14 protein-coding genes are annotated in these 14,062 nt (G+C 63.4%); 6 read left to right on the top strand and 8 right to left on the bottom strand.

The window, feature by feature from the left end:
- Positions 1-116 precede the first annotated feature (116 nt).
- Positions 117-488 (top strand): SPW repeat protein, encoded by a 372-nt coding sequence (locus BXA07_RS12700; protein WP_083708197.1) that lies wholly within the window; start codon positions 117-119, stop codon positions 486-488.
- Between the two features lie 215 nt (positions 489-703).
- Here BXA07_RS12700 and BXA07_RS12695 read toward each other — a convergent pair whose 3' ends face one another.
- The 8 genes from BXA07_RS12695 to rsmB all read right to left on the bottom strand — a co-directional run bounded on the left by BXA07_RS12695 (position 704) and on the right by rsmB (position 8,949).
- Positions 704-1,984, bottom strand: a complete 1,281-nt coding sequence (locus tag BXA07_RS12695; RefSeq protein ID WP_076568285.1) for an EAL and HDOD domain-containing protein — start codon at positions 1,982-1,984, stop codon at positions 704-706.
- A 136-nt stretch (positions 1,985-2,120) separates the two neighbouring features.
- Positions 2,121-2,900 carry a class II glutamine amidotransferase gene (locus BXA07_RS12690; protein ID WP_076568284.1) on the bottom strand — a complete coding sequence of 260 codons (780 nt, stop codon included), beginning with the start codon at positions 2,898-2,900 and terminating at the stop codon, positions 2,121-2,123.
- A gap of 86 nt (positions 2,901-2,986) precedes the next feature.
- Positions 2,987-3,244: a BTH_I0359 family protein gene (locus BXA07_RS12685; protein WP_076568283.1), complete on the bottom strand. Its 258-nt coding sequence runs from the start codon at positions 3,242-3,244 to the stop codon at positions 2,987-2,989.
- A 167-nt stretch (positions 3,245-3,411) separates the two neighbouring features.
- Complete coding sequence (locus BXA07_RS12680) at positions 3,412-3,807, bottom strand: GTPase (protein ID WP_076568282.1); 396 nt, start codon at positions 3,805-3,807, stop codon at positions 3,412-3,414.
- Positions 3,804-4,523 (bottom strand): response regulator, encoded by a 720-nt coding sequence (locus BXA07_RS12675; RefSeq protein ID WP_076568281.1) that lies wholly within the window; start codon positions 4,521-4,523, stop codon positions 3,804-3,806. Before BXA07_RS12675 ends, BXA07_RS12680 begins: the two co-directional genes overlap by 4 nt.
- A gap of 97 nt (positions 4,524-4,620) precedes the next feature.
- Positions 4,621-6,918: a sensor histidine kinase gene (locus tag BXA07_RS12670; RefSeq protein WP_076568280.1), complete on the bottom strand. Its 2,298-nt coding sequence runs from the start codon at positions 6,916-6,918 to the stop codon at positions 4,621-4,623.
- Entirely contained in the window at positions 6,918-7,424 is a 507-nt protein-coding gene (locus BXA07_RS12665; protein ID WP_244556261.1) for a DUF4390 domain-containing protein, read from the bottom strand. The genes BXA07_RS12670 and BXA07_RS12665 overlap by 1 nt, the downstream gene beginning before the upstream one ends.
- 97 nt (positions 7,425-7,521) lie before the next feature.
- Positions 7,522-8,949: a 16S rRNA (cytosine(967)-C(5))-methyltransferase RsmB gene (gene rsmB / locus BXA07_RS12660; protein ID WP_076568279.1), complete on the bottom strand. Its 1,428-nt coding sequence runs from the start codon at positions 8,947-8,949 to the stop codon at positions 7,522-7,524.
- Between the two features lie 374 nt (positions 8,950-9,323).
- Between rsmB and argS the strand changes: the two genes are divergently transcribed.
- Genes argS through BXA07_RS12635 form a run of 5 tightly spaced genes read left to right on the top strand, consistent with a single transcriptional unit; the run spans position 9,324 to position 14,058 of the window.
- A complete protein-coding gene (gene argS, locus BXA07_RS12655; protein ID WP_076568278.1) occupies positions 9,324-11,033 on the top strand; it encodes an arginine--tRNA ligase in 1,710 nt (569 codons plus the stop codon).
- 20 nt (positions 11,034-11,053) lie between these two features.
- Positions 11,054-11,764: an SPOR domain-containing protein gene (locus BXA07_RS12650; protein WP_076568277.1), complete on the top strand. Its 711-nt coding sequence runs from the start codon at positions 11,054-11,056 to the stop codon at positions 11,762-11,764.
- Between the two features lie 9 nt (positions 11,765-11,773).
- The gene (locus BXA07_RS12645) at positions 11,774-12,445 is read left to right on the top strand and encodes a thiol:disulfide interchange protein DsbA/DsbL (RefSeq protein ID WP_076568276.1); all 672 of its coding nucleotides are present in this window, start codon (positions 11,774-11,776) and stop codon (positions 12,443-12,445) included.
- A gap of 46 nt (positions 12,446-12,491) precedes the next feature.
- Positions 12,492-13,253 (top strand): SDR family oxidoreductase, encoded by a 762-nt coding sequence (locus BXA07_RS12640; protein WP_076568275.1) that lies wholly within the window; start codon positions 12,492-12,494, stop codon positions 13,251-13,253.
- Positions 13,254-13,263: 10 nt separating this feature from the next.
- Positions 13,264-14,058, top strand: coding sequence for a biotin--[acetyl-CoA-carboxylase] ligase (locus tag BXA07_RS12635; protein WP_076568274.1), 795 nt, complete (start codon positions 13,264-13,266; stop codon positions 14,056-14,058).
- Positions 14,059-14,062 lie beyond the last annotated feature (4 nt).

The following is a 14,062-nucleotide window of genomic DNA, read 5'->3' as shown; positions in this document are numbered from 1 at the left end:
TAATATAAGCACAAGGCGCGCGGAACTTTTCGCGCGCCGCAGCGCACTAATGCAGTATGCCGGCCGGCATGCTGCATGCCCGCTCCGGCCCGTTCCCCAACTGGCAAGGAGGTATTATGGCAACCAATTTCAAACTGAAACGCTGGCAGGATCAGGTGATCCTGCTGCTGGGCCTGTGGCTGATCGTGTCGCCCTGGGCGTTTTCCTATCCCGAAGGCTCGCCGCAGATGCTCAACGCCCTGCTCTCGGGCCTGGTCATCGCCGTGCTGGCCGCCTTCGACCTGTACAAGACCTATTTCTGGGCCGTCGTCGTCAACCTGCTGGTGGGCGTCTGGGTGGCCGTCTCGCCATGGGTACTGCGGCTGGCCGACCAGCGCGTCGTCATGTGGAACGAGCTGATCGTCGGTATCGCCGTCGTCATCCTGGCCCTGTGGGAACTGCGCACCGACCCCGAGCTGCACAAGCACTGGCCCGGCGCCGCGGCGTAGCGGCGCAAAAAAGCCCTGCCACGGCTAAGCCGTGCAGGGCTTTTTAAAATACGAACAGCACCGCAGATACGCGACGTCTCAGCACCTGACAAAACCGTAGCGAGCGGAAGGAAGAGGTGGCCGAGAAGCGGAGCCGTACTCAGTACGGGGGCGCCGAGCCGGTGAGCATCGCAAGCCGCCTATGCCGACGCGCAGTAGGTTTGGTCAGGTGCCAACTACAGAGCGTAGCGAACTACGTTGTCGCTCCATTCGTAGGCCGCCATTTCCAGCTCCACCAGGTCGTCCGGCGACATGGCCAGGTCACGCAGGGTCGGCACGATCTCGCCTTCCATGTCTTCGATGCGCTCGATGCATTCGGCCAGGCGCAGCAGGTCGCCGTAGAAGCCTTCGCGCGACAGCAGCGCTTCGGCGACTTCGTCGATCACCTCGATCTGTTTCAGGATTTCCGCCATCGGCACGCCGAACAGGGTGTCCATCAAGGACATGATACCGACCGTAAAGGCGATATCGGCCGAGTGGGCGTGGCTCGGACGCAGTTTATGGGCCAGCAATTCGAGCAGGCGGCCGCGCGTGGTGGCCAGCATCAGCAGCGGCGTCATACTATGGCCGCGCTTGCTTGGTTCCGCGTACAGCATGATCTGCAGCCAGCGCTGCAACTGGCGGCGGCCCAGCACGGTCACGGCCTGGCTCAGCGAATCGATGCGCTGGCGGGCGCCCACGGCGGGCGTATTGACCAAGCGCAACAGGTTCAGGGCCAGCGACACGTCGCGCTTGATGGCGCGCTCGATATCCATGTTGTCGGCGTCCGAAGTGACCAGGGTCATCAGTTCCATGACGGCCAGTTGCGATGGCGACAGTTTTTTGCCCGTCATGATGGCGGGCTTGGCAAAGTAATACCCCTGGAAGTAATCGAAGCCCAGGTCCAGGCCCGACTTGAATTCTTCGCGCGTTTCGACCTTTTCCGCCACCAGTTTCTTGTTTTCCTGCTTGAAACGGGGCGCCAGTGCAGCCAGCACCTTGGGATCGACGGTGCTCATGTCCATCTTGACGTACTGCACCAGCGGCAGCAGTTCCTGCACCTGCGCCGTATCGGCCACGACGTTTTCCAGCGCAAAGGTAAAGCCATGGCCCACCAGTTCACTGATGCGCGCACGTACTGCCGGCGTGACGGGCATCGATTCGACAATTTCCAGCACGACTTTTTCACGCGGCAGGAAGACGAAGATGTCGCTCATGATCACGTCGGCATCGACGTTGACGAAGCCGAGCGCATCGCCGATGACCTTTTCCATGCCCAGCTGGGAAGCGTGGGCAATGACGGAAGCCGTGGCGGACAGGTCGCTGGTAATGTTGGCGGGCCCGACCGGTGCGTTGCGGAAAAGCAACTCATAGCCAAACAAGGCTTGATTGCGGTCAAGGATAGGTTGTCGCCCCAGATAAAACTCGCGCACGCGCAAGGGTTTCGGGGTGATGTCGTTGCTGGAAATATCGATCATTAACTCTTCATCAATCACGTCGAGTGACACCGGCCGCGCCGCGCCCGCATCAAGGTTCACTATTGACAATACTTTAGCTGAATTCCGCCCGCGCTGTGGGTATTTTGGCAGCAATCAAGGCGATTGTCGTCAAAAATCAGGCTGCCGGGGCCAGTTGCACCATCCCGTCGACAAATAGTTTCAATTCGCCCGGTGCAAATGCCGTCCATTGCTCGTTGGTCGTCAGCGGCTGCGTAACGATCACGGCCACCCGGTCCAGCGGCGTCGTCACCTGGGAAAAGTCCACGCTCAAGTCCTCATCGGAGAGTTTAGCAGTTGGGAATGGATGTTGTCGCACCAGATAGTGCAAGCTGGTCGAGCAATGGGCAAACAGGGCTTCGCCGCTCGACAGCATCATATTGAAGGTGCCATGGGCGGCGATACCTGGCAGCAACTCCGCCAGCGCCGCGTGCAGGGCCGGCAGCGCCGGCGGGGCATCGCCGAAGCGTGCATGCAGCTCCTGCAGCAGATAGCAGAAGGCCAGTTCGCTGTCGGTGCAGCCGACGGGGCGGTAGCTGCCCGTCAGCACGGGGTGGAACTCCTTCAAGTCGCCATTGTGGGCGAATACCCAGTAGCGGCCCCACAGTTCGCGCACGAAGGGGTGGCAGTTTTCCAGCGCCACCTGTCCCTGCGTGGCCTTGCGGATGTGCGCGATGACATTGCGCGACTTGATGGGATAGCGTTTGATCAGTTCGGCCACGGGCGAGGCGATGGCCGCCTGGTGGTCGACGAAATGGCGCACGCCGGCGCCTTCGAAAAAGGCGATGCCCCAGCCGTCATGGTGGGTATCCGTATGGCCGCCGCGCATGGCGAAGCCGGTAAAACTAAAGACAATGTCCGTGGGGACATTGCAATTCATTCCGAGAAGTTGGCACATGGTCTGTTTGCAGCAGGTTAACCCGGCCACCATACCACGCCGCCCGGCGGATTGGTATGGTAGCGATGGCCATCAGGCAGCCAGCATCAGTGCAACAGGACCGGTTGGCTCATGAGGGAATCATAGCTGCCCAAAAATTCATCGATTTCCTCCATGCTCGGTTCGCTGGCGATCAGTTCCGTGACGTCGCGGCGGAAGTTTTGCGCGAGGACTCCCGCGATGAAAGTCTCGCGCTTGCCGCCCTTGTCGACGATTTCATAGCCGCCAAAGCGCAGGGCCTCCAGGTCGACGTCGGCGCCGAATTCCACGACGCTATATTGTTCGCTGTTATAGATCAGGTTCATTTTGCATCCTTCGCTCAGGCAGGAGAAGCTCCTGCGGTTTCAGGACAGAGGTGGGGTTCCCACGCCGCCATTTCAAGCGGCCAGGCCACCCTGCGGGCTACAGAGTTGTAACGAGATGCAAACTGCGACTGCGGTCATTCGATCAGAAAGGCGTCAGGAAAGCGCGTTCAGGAAACCACGATGTCCGCCTGCGGCGCCAGCAAGACATCGTAGGGACTGGCGGTAAGCCAGGTGCGCAGCTGTTCGATATGCGTAGCGTCGGCCAGGCTGATGAACAGGCGCGCCGGTGGATGGCGCAGCAGACGATTTAATGTTACACGCAATACGAGATTGCCGCTGCAGCACAGGCAACCGGGCGCGATGCGCAACAGTTGCAATGGAAACGATGGGGAGGTTTGCTCGGCCAGGTCGGCCAGGATGGAGTTGCCGTCAGCCAACCCTTCCAGGATCACGGCCGACGGCTGCTCCGGCAGCAAGACTTGCGCAATGCTAGCCTCGCGCTCACCGGCACGTCCGCCACTGACCAGGGTCAGCGGCGTAGCGTGCCGTACGGCTGCCGTCACAGGCTTTTCTTGGCCAGCTTGCCCGGTTCGACGCCCAGCTGTTTCAGCTTGCGGTACAAATGGGTGCGTTCCAGCCCCGTTTTTTCCGCCACGCGCGTCATGCTGCCGCCTTCGCGTCCCAGGTGGTGTTCGAAATACATGCGCTCGAACGCATCGCGCGCCTCGCGCAGCGGCAGGTCGAACGACAGGTTGTAGCCATGGCCCTCGGCCACCGCCGGAACGGCGATGCCTGGGCGCACCATCAGCTGTTGCGGCGCGCTGCCGCCGAAGCTGGGCACGGGATGGCTGCTTTCCTCGGCCACGGCGGCGGCCACGGGACGCGGCGCCACGCTCGGCGCGCGCACGGTTTCCTGCGCCCGCGTCAAGCCTTGCTGGACCGCTTTCAGCAGTTTTTGCAGGGCAATCGGCTTTTCCAGGAAATTCAGCGCACCGATGCGCGTCGCCTCGACCGCCGTATCGATGGTGGCATGGCCCGACATCATAATCACCGGCATGGTCAGCAAACCATCGCGCTGCCACTCCTTGAGCAGGGTCACGCCATCGGTGTCGGGCATCCAGATATCGAGCAATACCAGATCCGGCGCACCGGCGGCACGCGCTTCGCGCGCCTGCTGCGCATTTTCGGCCAGCTGGATAGCATGTCCTTCGTCGCCCAGAATTTCCGAGAGCAACTCACGGATACCCATTTCATCATCCACTACGAGTATGTTTGCCATTCGTGTCTTGCCTTCCTCATTTCGCCGGCCGTCGCGTACAAGAGGCACGCGCGGACAGCTATGATTTTATTAGTGTTTTAAATACTAAACCAGACCCTCAAGCCAGGAATTCCTGGGCCGGAGCGTCGGGAGCTAACTTTAACAGCAAAATGACCACCGAAGCGCCATTGCCGTCGACCCGGTTTTCGATATCGATGCGTCCACCATGTTCATCGATGATTTTCTTCACCATCGCCAGGCCCAGCCCCGTGCCGCGCGCCTTCGACGTGACGTAGGGCTCGAAGGCCCGCGCCAGGATCTTCGGCGCGAAACCGGGGCCATTGTCGGTGATGGCCAGCCGCACGGCGATATTCACGCCGCCGTCCGCACTGCGATAATGAATTGCTTCCGTCCTTACGTCAATCCGCGGATGCGGCGATTCCGGCGGCAGGTCCGCCATGGCGTCCTGTGCGTTCTGCAACAGGTTATGTATGACCTGGCGCAACTGGGTCGGGTCGCCCATCACCATCGGCAGATTCGGCGCCAGTTGCGGGTGGATGATGTCGCCATCGTCGCCGCGCAAATACAGGTTCAGTATCTCTTCGATCAGCTCGTTCAGGCGCAGCGGCGTCAGCACGGCCGGCGGCGTGCGCGCATAGTCGCGGAAGTCATCGACCATGCGCTTCATGGCGTCGACCTGTTTGACGATGGTGGTGGTGGCGCGATTGAGCAGTTCGGCGTCGCGCGGCTCCAGCTTGTCTTCGAGCTTCATCTGCAGGCGCTCGGCCGACAGCTGGATGGGCGTCAACGGATTCTTGATTTCATGCGCGAGACGGCGCGCCACTTCGCCCCATGCAATCGAGCGCTGCGCGGAAATGACGTCGGAAATATCATCAAAAACAACGATGTAGCCGCTGCCGGACTCCAGCGGCAGGCGCGAGCCGCGCGCCAGCAAGGTGATGTCGTGCTCGTCGGCGCTGCTGCCCAGCCGGCGCGGTATCTCGATCTGGCGCTGCCAGTGCAGGCGCTGCAGGTTGCGGCCCGACGCCGATTGCGCACTTTGCGCCGTGAAGGCGCTGATGATGGCGGAACCGAATTCTTCCATCCCGGCAATATTTGCCAGCGGCTGGCCCACCATGCTGGCGCCCGAATGCTGGAGGATGCGCTCCACCGATTCATTGCAGGTCACCAGTTTGAAGTCGCCATCGAGCACCATCACGCCGGCCGACATGTTCGCCAGCACGGATTCCAGGTGGGCCTTGGCATTTTGCAGCGCGGCGCGGTTGCTTTCCACGGCCGTGCGCGCATCGAGCAGCTGGCGCGTCATGATGTTGAACGATTGCGTCAGGGTGCCCAGTTCATCCTTGGTTGCGACGATGGGGCGCGGCGACAGGTCGCCTTCGGCCACGGCGCGCGTGCCTTCGGCCAGCAGCAGCAACGGCTGGGCCAGGTTGCCGGCGATCAGGAAGGCGCTGCCGATGGCGCCAAAGATAGCCAGCAGCAAGGTCAAGGTGAGGATTTCCATGTACATCTTGCGCAAGCCCACGCGCGCGACGAAACGTTCCTTGTACTCGCTGTAGGCGGCGCGCAGCATTTCGCCATTGGTGGCCAGCTTGGGCGGCACCGATTGCAGCAATTGCAGGTAGCGGGGCGATACGGACGGCCCCGGCACGGACACCAGCACGCGCAGGCGCAGGCCGGCTGCCGCATCGAGCCCCGCCGGCGGCCCGGCGCGGATGCCGCCGCCGCCCGATTCCGTGCCATCGTCATGCAACTCCAGCCCGCCCTCGGCGGACGCGTAGCCGGCCGGCAAGGCCGCCTGCGCCAGCATGGCCGGCGTCGGCAGGTCGGCCGCGCTGTGCGGGCCGGCGCTGGCCAGCAGCACGCCGTCACCGCTGACGATCATGACGTTTTGCATGCCTTCCTCGCGCAGCAGGCTGGTCAGCACCGCCGGACCGGCCACGGGGTCGGCGCGCATTTCGTCGACCGCCTTGTGGCCGCGGTGGTCGAGCTCGACCAGGGCCGCATCGAGGCCCGCGCGGCCCAGCTCCAGCCCTGATTCCAGCGCCGCTTCAATCTTGACGTTGAACCACGATTCGATGGAATGGGACACGAAGCGCACGGACACGACGAAAATCACGAGTCCGGGCAGGATGCCGACGATGGCGAACAGCATCACCAGGCGCGTCATCAGCTTGGAGCCGAATTTGCCGCTCTTGTAGCGCGCGTACAGGCGCCCCAGGGAAATGCCGACCAGGGCCAGCAGGGACACGGCCACGGCGGCGTTGAGCCCCAGCAGCCAGGAATAGTAACGGTCGAAGAAGCCGGAATTGTCGGATGCCGACGCCAGCAGGAACAGCAGGATACTGACAATGCCGCCGCCCACCACCAGCAGATAGCGCAATGCTTGACTCACTACTCCGCCGTATACAAGAAGGTTTTTTTATTCGAAGCCAGGCGCCAGTCACTGTTATTGAAGGCATTGACCTGTATCGGCTTGGGCAGGTAGTCGCGGTCCATGCCCATGCGCAAGGTCACATTGTACGTCTGCCCCACTTTCAGCTCGCCGCGCCGCGCCACCAGCCAGCGGCTGGGGCGGCGGATCAGGAACAGCGCATCGTCCAGGTTGGCAAAGCTCTGCTGCAGGCCGCCGCCCGACACATGGTACTGGCGTGTCAGCACGTTGTATGACAGGCGGCTGGTCTGGCGCGCGACGATGGCTTTTTCATCGAACCAGTACCAGCGGGGCCGGGTCAGTTCGATTTCCGTCGTAAAAAACAAGGGGACGCCGTGCTGCACGGCGTCATCGAGGTCGTGATTGAGTTCGAAGGAATACGTGGCGGCCAGCTTGTAGCCCTCTTCGCTAGCCTCGATGTAGGCACGCGTGATCTCGACCATATCGGCGGCATGCGCGCGTGGCATGGTACATGCCAGCATCAGCAGCAAGGCCAGGAGTCGGAAGAGTCGTGTTGTCACAAGTGTGCCGATAGTGTCCGTAGGAAAAGTATGAACGAATCGCTCAAGCCGCATTTTTTTGGAATAGCGCATAGAACAAACCGTCATGGTCCTGCTCCGCGCTGCCAGTGGGCAACAGCTGGCCAGGCGCGGTCAGACGGGTCGCATTATTGCGCACCGCAAACGCAGCCGCTTGTGCTTCGGACTCTTGCGGCCACAATGAACAGGTCACGAACAGCAATTTACCATCGGGGCGCAGCATCTGCCACAGGTTGTCCAGAATTTTGGATGAAAGTGTTGCAAGTTGGAACGCGTCCCCCTTGCGGCGCAGCCAGCGGATATCGGGATGACGGCGCACGATGCCCGACGCCGTGCACGGCACGTCGGCCAGGATGCGGTCGTACTGCTGGCCATCCCACCACGCGCTCGATTGCGCATCCTGCGCCTTCAGGGTCGCCTGCAGGCCCAGGCGCTCGAGGTTTTCCGCGATGCGCGGCAGGCGCTTGGCGTCGGCATCGATGGCCGTCACCTGCACGTCGGCCAGCTCCAGGATATGGCAAGTCTTGCCGCCCGGCGCCGCGCAGGCGTCGAGCACGCGCATGCCGTCCTGCAAGTCCAGCAGCGGTGCGGCCAGTTGCGCGCCAGCATCCTGCACCGAGACGACACCGTGCTCGAAGCCGGGGATCAGGGCCACGCCGATCGGCTTGTCCAGGCGCACGGCAAACGGTCCCACCTGGCGCGCGGCGATACCCGCTTCCGCCAGCACGGCCAGGTAGGCTTCCACCGTGCTCTTGCGGCGGTTCACGCGCAGGGTCAATGGCGGCACGGCGTTGCCTGCCGTCAGAATGGCTTGCCAGTCGCGGGGATAGGCCAGGCGCAGCGAATCGATCCACCACTGTGGATAATTCCATTGCGCCAATGGCTGCTGCAGGGCCGCTTCCAGCAAGGACTTGCGCTCGCGCAAGAACCGCCGCAAAACGGCGTTGACCATGCCCTTGGCATGCGCCAGGTCAGGGTGCGATGTCGCCACCGTGACAGCCTGGTCGACAACGGTAAATTCTTCATAGGGCTGTTCGCCCGGCTCGGCCGACATCAAGGACAGCGCGCAGCACAGCAGCGCAGCCAGCATCGGCGGCTCGGGCGCCTTCGAGGTCATCAGGCCGACCAGGGTTTCGCTGCGGCCCAGTTGGCGCATGGTGCGATAGGAAATATCCTGGATGGCGCCGCGCGCCTGCGGGCTGGCGTTCGATTGCGCAAACACCTTGGCCAGCGCCTGCGGCAGGGCCGTGCCCGTGCGCACTTGCGCCACGGCATTGGCAGCGCCCAGCAGGCAAAATGCCAGCGAGTCGGCGCGCAAATCGGGTTGGAAGCCTGGCTGCAGGACCGGTTTCAGGTCGGGATGGTAGCTGGGACGCAATTTCGGTGCGGCAGGGGCGCTAGCCTGGCCTGGCGCCGGCTTGGTTTTCAATTTCAGCGTGGGGCGCTTGTTCATAGTTATCCGGTGTGGCTGCGCGCGGCTGGTGGCATGGTGGCACTCGCGGCCGCGCGTCATCAATAAAGGGTCGATTGTAGCGTTTGTAGCGCCCTCTGGCCCAAGCGATTGTAGTGATAAATGTAAATTGCCGCAAAAAAGCGCATATATACAAGCAGAATGCGCCATGCTGATGTTTTCATGCACCAACATGAACATGTCTTACTGATAATATCGTGAAATGCGGCGCGATGGGGCGCCCGCCGGCAAGCGTATTGTTCCCGGCAGCAAACCAGTATAATTAACGCAGTCTGGGCGGCTTGGGTACTTGCCGTCCGTTTTGCTTTTTGATTCATTCTATTCATTCTTAACGCGGTTTCGCCGCCATCCTGCTCATGCTCGCCCAACAGAAACAAGAAATCATCGCCCTGTTCCAGGCCGCCCTCGCTCCCGTCCTGGCCGGCACCTCGCTGACCCCCATCGTGGTGCTCGAGCGACCACGCGATGCATCGCATGGCGACGTCGCCTGCAATATCGCCATGCAACTGGCCAAGCAGCTGAAACAGAATCCGCGCGAACTGGCGCAAACCATCGTCACGGCCGTGCTGGCCAATCCGGCCGGCAAGGGCCTCGTCGAAGCGGTGGAAATCGCCGGCCCCGGCTTCATCAACGTGCGCGTGTCCGCTGCCGCCAAGCAAGCCGTGGTGAAGACCATCCTGGGCGAAGGCGATCGCTATGGCCGCAGTACGGCAGGTGCCGGCAAGCAAGTGATCCTGGAATTCGTCTCGGCCAACCCGACCGGCCCCCTGCACGTGGGCCACGGCCGCCAGGCGGCGCTGGGCGACGCCCTGTCGTCGCTGTTCGACGCACAAGGCTATCAAGTGACGCGCGAGTTCTACTACAACGACGCGGGCGTGCAGATCCAGACCCTGGCCAATTCCGTGCAGGCGCGCGCGCGCGGCCTCAAGCCGGGCGACGCCGAATGGCCCGAGTCCGCCTACAACGGCGACTACATCGCCGACATCGCCAACGACTTCAAGGCCGGCAAGACGGTGTCGGCCAGCGATGGCTTGCCCGCCACGGCCAATGGCAACGTGGACGACATCGATTCGATCCGCCCGTTCGCCGTCACCTACCTGCGCAACGAGCAGGATATCGACTTGCAGGCGTTCGGCGTGAAGTTCGACAATTACTACCTGGAATCGTCGCTGTACGCGGACGGCAAGGTCAACAGCGCAGTGGAAACCTTGATCAAGGCCGGCCACACGTATGAACAGGATGGCGCGCTGTGGCTGCGCACCACCGACTTCGGCGACGACAAGGACCGCGTCATGCGCAAGACGGACGGCACCTACACGTATTTCGTGCCGGACGTGGCATATCACCTGGTGAAATGGCAGCGCGGCTTCGTGCAGGCCATCAATATCCAGGGCAGCGACCACCACGGCACCATCGCGCGCGTGCGCGCCGGCCTGCAGGCGGTCGACATGGGCATCCCGCAAGGCTACCCGGACTACGTGCTGCACAAGATGGTCACCGTCATGAAGGACGGCGAGGAAGTCAAGATTTCCAAGCGCGCCGGCTCCTACGTGACCGTGCGCGACCTGATCGAATGGTCGGGCGGCGGCGACATCGCCAAGGGCCGCGACGCCGTGCGCTTCTTCCTGATCTCGCGCAAGGCCGACACGGAATTCGTCTTCGACGTTGACGTGGCGCTGAAAACCACCGATGAAAACCCGGTCTATTACGTGCAGTACGCGCATGCGCGCATCTGCCGCATCCTGGAAAACTGGGGCGGCGACGAAAGCAGCATCGCCGGCGTCGACCTGGCCGCCCTGACGGCGCCGACCGAGGCGACCCTGCTGGCGACCCTGGCCGCCTACCCGGAAATGCTGGCGCGCGCACAAGCGGAACTGGGGCCGCACCAGGTTGCGTTCTACCTGCGCGAACTGGCCGCCGACCTGCACAGCTTCTACTTCGCCGAAAAGGTGCTGGTCGAGGACGAAGCCGTCAAGATGGCCCGCCTGGCGCTGGTGCTCGCCGCGCGTCAGGTACTGCGCAACGGCCTGGCACTGATCGGCGTATCCGCGCCAAACAAAATGTAATCGCGAAGGTCTATCCGTCAATGAATCACGCTTCCCGCTTCTCTTCGACCCGGCGCCAGCAGGGCAACACCCTGGTCGGCATCATCATTGGCCTGGTCATCGGCCTGGGCATCGCCGTGGTGGTCGCCCTGGTGATCACCAAGGGTTCGTCGCCCTTCACCGACAAGTCGGGCAAGGCCGGCAAAACGGCCGAGCCGACTGCCGGCCAGATCGCCGACCCGAACAAGCCGATGTACGGCAACAAGGAAGCGGCCAAGGAAGCGGCGCGCGACTTCTCCAAGGAGCCGCGCGAAATCACCACGCCGGCGCAACCGGCGGCCCCCGCGCCGGCCCCAGCACCGGCGCAGCAGCCGAAGGCGCCGCCACCGGACGCGCTGCAGGAACTGATCGGCACCCTGAAGGACAAGCCGGCGCCAAAAGCACCTGCCGCTGCCCCGGCGCCGCAGGCCAAGGCCGAAACGAAGCCCGAGGCCAAGGCCGATGCAGCCGGCGACAAATGGATTTATTATCTGCAGGCTGGCGCCTTCCATGACATGGCGGACGCCGAAAGCACGCGCGGCAAACTGGCGCTGCTCGGTTTCGAAGCGGCCATCAGCGACCGCAGTACCGATGCCGGCGTGCTGCACCGCGTGCGCGTCGGTCCGTTCAACCAGCTCGAAGCGATGAACCGCGCGCGCACCAAGCTGTCTGAAAACGGCATCGATGTCGCCGTCGTCCGCAACCAAAAATAAGGAACCAGCATGCGTTTTCTGAAGAAGCTGTTGTTTGCCGCCGCTCTGTGCGGCGCCGCCATGGGCGCGTCGGCCTCGCCGTCCGAGCCGAAGAACGGCGTCGAGTACGAAACCCTGCCCACGCCGCAGGCGACCGAATCGGGCAAGAAGATCGAAGTGACGGAATTCTTCGCGTATTACTGCCCGCATTGCAACGTGCTCGAACCGCAGCTGGCGGCCTGGGTCAAGAAACAGGGCGACAACATCGTCTTCAAGCGCGTGCACGTGTCGCGCGACGAAAACGTGGCGCCGCAACAGCGTTTGTTCTTCACCCTGCAAGCCATGGGCCTGGTCGACAAGCTGCACACGACGGTCTTCCACGCCATGCACGCGGAGCGCAACCGCCTGGCCACCGACGACGCCGTGTTCGACTTCGTCGCCAGGCAGGGCGTGGATCGCCAGAAATTCATCGACACCTACCGCTCGATGGGTATCTCGGCCCGCGTGCGCCGTGCGGACGCCATGATGCAGGGCTATAACGTCACGTTCTGGCCCATGATCGCCATCGATGGCCGCTACATCACCTCGCCATCGCAGGCAGACCAGGGCAGCAAGTCGGCGAAAAACGAAGAGCAGCTGAACGCCCAGGCGCTCACCGTGATGGACGCGCTGGTCGCGAAAGCCAAAGCGGAAAAGAAATAAGCATGGCCACTTCCCTGGCGCAGCCCCGGCACGCGCGCATCGCCTGATGCACGGCGTCTTCATCACGGGCGCGTCGAGCGGACTGGGCGCCGCCCTGGCGCTGCAGTACGCGCGCCAGGGCGCCAGGCTGGGTTTGCTGGCGCGCCGCGGCGACGCGCTGCAGCAGCTGATCGCCTCCCTGCCCCACCCTGAGCGCCACCGCGCCTACGCCGTCGACGTCTGCGACCACGCGGCATTGAAACAGGCAGCTGATGACTTCCTGCAGTACGCGGGCCGCATCGACGCCGTCATCGCCAGCGCCGGAGTATCGTACGGCACCCTGACGGAGCACGCGGAAGACCTCGACGCCTTCGCGCGCCTCATCGCCATCAACGTCACGGCCACGGTCGCCACCTTCGCCCCTTTCATCGCCGCGATGAAAGCCCAGGGCAGCGGACGCCTGGTGGGCATCGGCAGCGTGGCCGGCATCCGCGGCCTGCCCGGCGCGGAAGCCTACAGCGCCTCGAAGGCGGCCGTCATCAGCTACTGCGAATCGCTGCGCCTGGAATTGAAACCTGCCGGCATCAAGGTCGTCACCATCACGCCCGGCTACATCGACACGCCGATGACGCGCCATAACGCCTACCGCATGCCCTTCCTGATGCCGGCCGAACAATTCGCCGTACGCGCCGCGCGCGCCATCGCCGACGGCGACAGCTACCGCGTGATTCCATGGCAGATGGGCGTCGTCGCCAAGCTGCTGCGCGTGCTGCCCAATGCCGTGTACGACCTGGCGTTCGCCAACGCGCCGCACAAGGCGCGCAACTGACCCCATCACCATGACGAAGCACTCAGACCTGAACAGCGCGGCCATCGCCGCCCATTGCGCCACGGGCGCCTCCCACGTGGCCATCGAAGTGGTCGACGAAACGGGATCGACCAACGCCGACCTGCTGGCGCGCTGCGCCACCCTGGCCGGCCCCACCCTGCGCATCGCCGGCCAGCAGACGGCCGGACGCGGGCGTGCCGGACGCCCATGGCTGTCGCAATCCGACGCCAGCCTGATGTTCTCGCTGGCCTGGCGCTTCAAGGCGCCACTGCACCAGTTGGTGGGGTTGCCCCTTGCCGTCGGCGTGGCGCTGGCCGAAACCATGGCCTCGCTGGGCGTGCCGGTGCAGCTGAAGTGGCCGAACGACCTGCTCAAGGATGGCCATAAACTGGCCGGCATCCTCGTCGAGACGCAGCAGGCAACGGAAGGCGGCGTGTGGGCCGTGATCGGCTGCGGCATCAACCTCTTGATGCCCGATGCGCTGGAACAGCGGATCGGCCGCAGCGTGTCGGCCGTGCCCTGGCTGGCGCAAATGGAACGCAACACCCTGGTAGCGGCCCTTCTCAGCCGCCTGGCCGGCGTGCTGGCCGAATTCGACGACACGGGCTTTGCGCCATTTACGGAGCGCTGGAACCTGCTCCACGCGTGGCAGGGCCGGCACGTGAGAATCCTCGACAATGGCCAGTTGCTGCAGCAAGGCGTGGCGGCCGGCGTCGATCAGCTGGGCCGGCTGCTGCTGCGTACCGACGACGGCCTGCAGGAAATCATGTCCGGCGACGTCTCGCTGCACCTGGCGCAGGAGTAGGCGC

The sequence above is a fragment of the Janthinobacterium sp. TND4EL3 genome, from assembly GCF_900156175.1.
In the GTDB taxonomy this organism is placed as follows: domain Bacteria; phylum Pseudomonadota; class Gammaproteobacteria; order Burkholderiales; family Burkholderiaceae_D; genus Janthinobacterium.
This window is presented reverse-complemented; position numbering and strand designations above follow the sequence as displayed.

What these genes read in the sequence shown, in the direction of transcription:
- BXA07_RS12645 (WP_076568276.1), top strand. Translation starts at nt 11,774, where the DNA reads ATGCGTTTTCTGAAGAAGCTGTTGTTTGCCGCCGCTCTGTGCGGCGCC.
- BXA07_RS12640 (WP_076568275.1), top strand. Translation starts at nt 12,492, where the DNA reads ATGCACGGCGTCTTCATCACGGGCGCGTCGAGCGGACTGGGCGCCGCC.
- BXA07_RS12635 (WP_076568274.1), top strand. Translation starts at nt 13,264, where the DNA reads ATGACGAAGCACTCAGACCTGAACAGCGCGGCCATCGCCGCCCATTGC.
- BXA07_RS12690 (WP_076568284.1), bottom strand. Translation starts at nt 2,900, where the DNA reads ATGTGCCAACTTCTCGGAATGAATTGCAATGTCCCCACGGACATTGTC.
- BXA07_RS12665 (WP_244556261.1), bottom strand. Translation starts at nt 7,424, where the DNA reads ATGCCACGCGCGCATGCCGCCGATATGGTCGAGATCACGCGTGCCTAC.
- BXA07_RS12685 (WP_076568283.1), bottom strand. Translation starts at nt 3,244, where the DNA reads ATGAACCTGATCTATAACAGCGAACAATATAGCGTCGTGGAATTCGGC.
- argS (WP_076568278.1), top strand. Translation starts at nt 9,324, where the DNA reads ATGCTCGCCCAACAGAAACAAGAAATCATCGCCCTGTTCCAGGCCGCC.
- rsmB (WP_076568279.1), bottom strand. Translation starts at nt 8,949, where the DNA reads ATGAACAAGCGCCCCACGCTGAAATTGAAAACCAAGCCGGCGCCAGGC.
- BXA07_RS12675 (WP_076568281.1), bottom strand. Translation starts at nt 4,523, where the DNA reads ATGGCAAACATACTCGTAGTGGATGATGAAATGGGTATCCGTGAGTTG.
- BXA07_RS12695 (WP_076568285.1), bottom strand. Translation starts at nt 1,984, where the DNA reads ATGATCGATATTTCCAGCAACGACATCACCCCGAAACCCTTGCGCGTG.
- BXA07_RS12650 (WP_076568277.1), top strand. Translation starts at nt 11,054, where the DNA reads ATGAATCACGCTTCCCGCTTCTCTTCGACCCGGCGCCAGCAGGGCAAC.
- BXA07_RS12700 (WP_083708197.1), top strand. Translation starts at nt 117, where the DNA reads ATGGCAACCAATTTCAAACTGAAACGCTGGCAGGATCAGGTGATCCTG.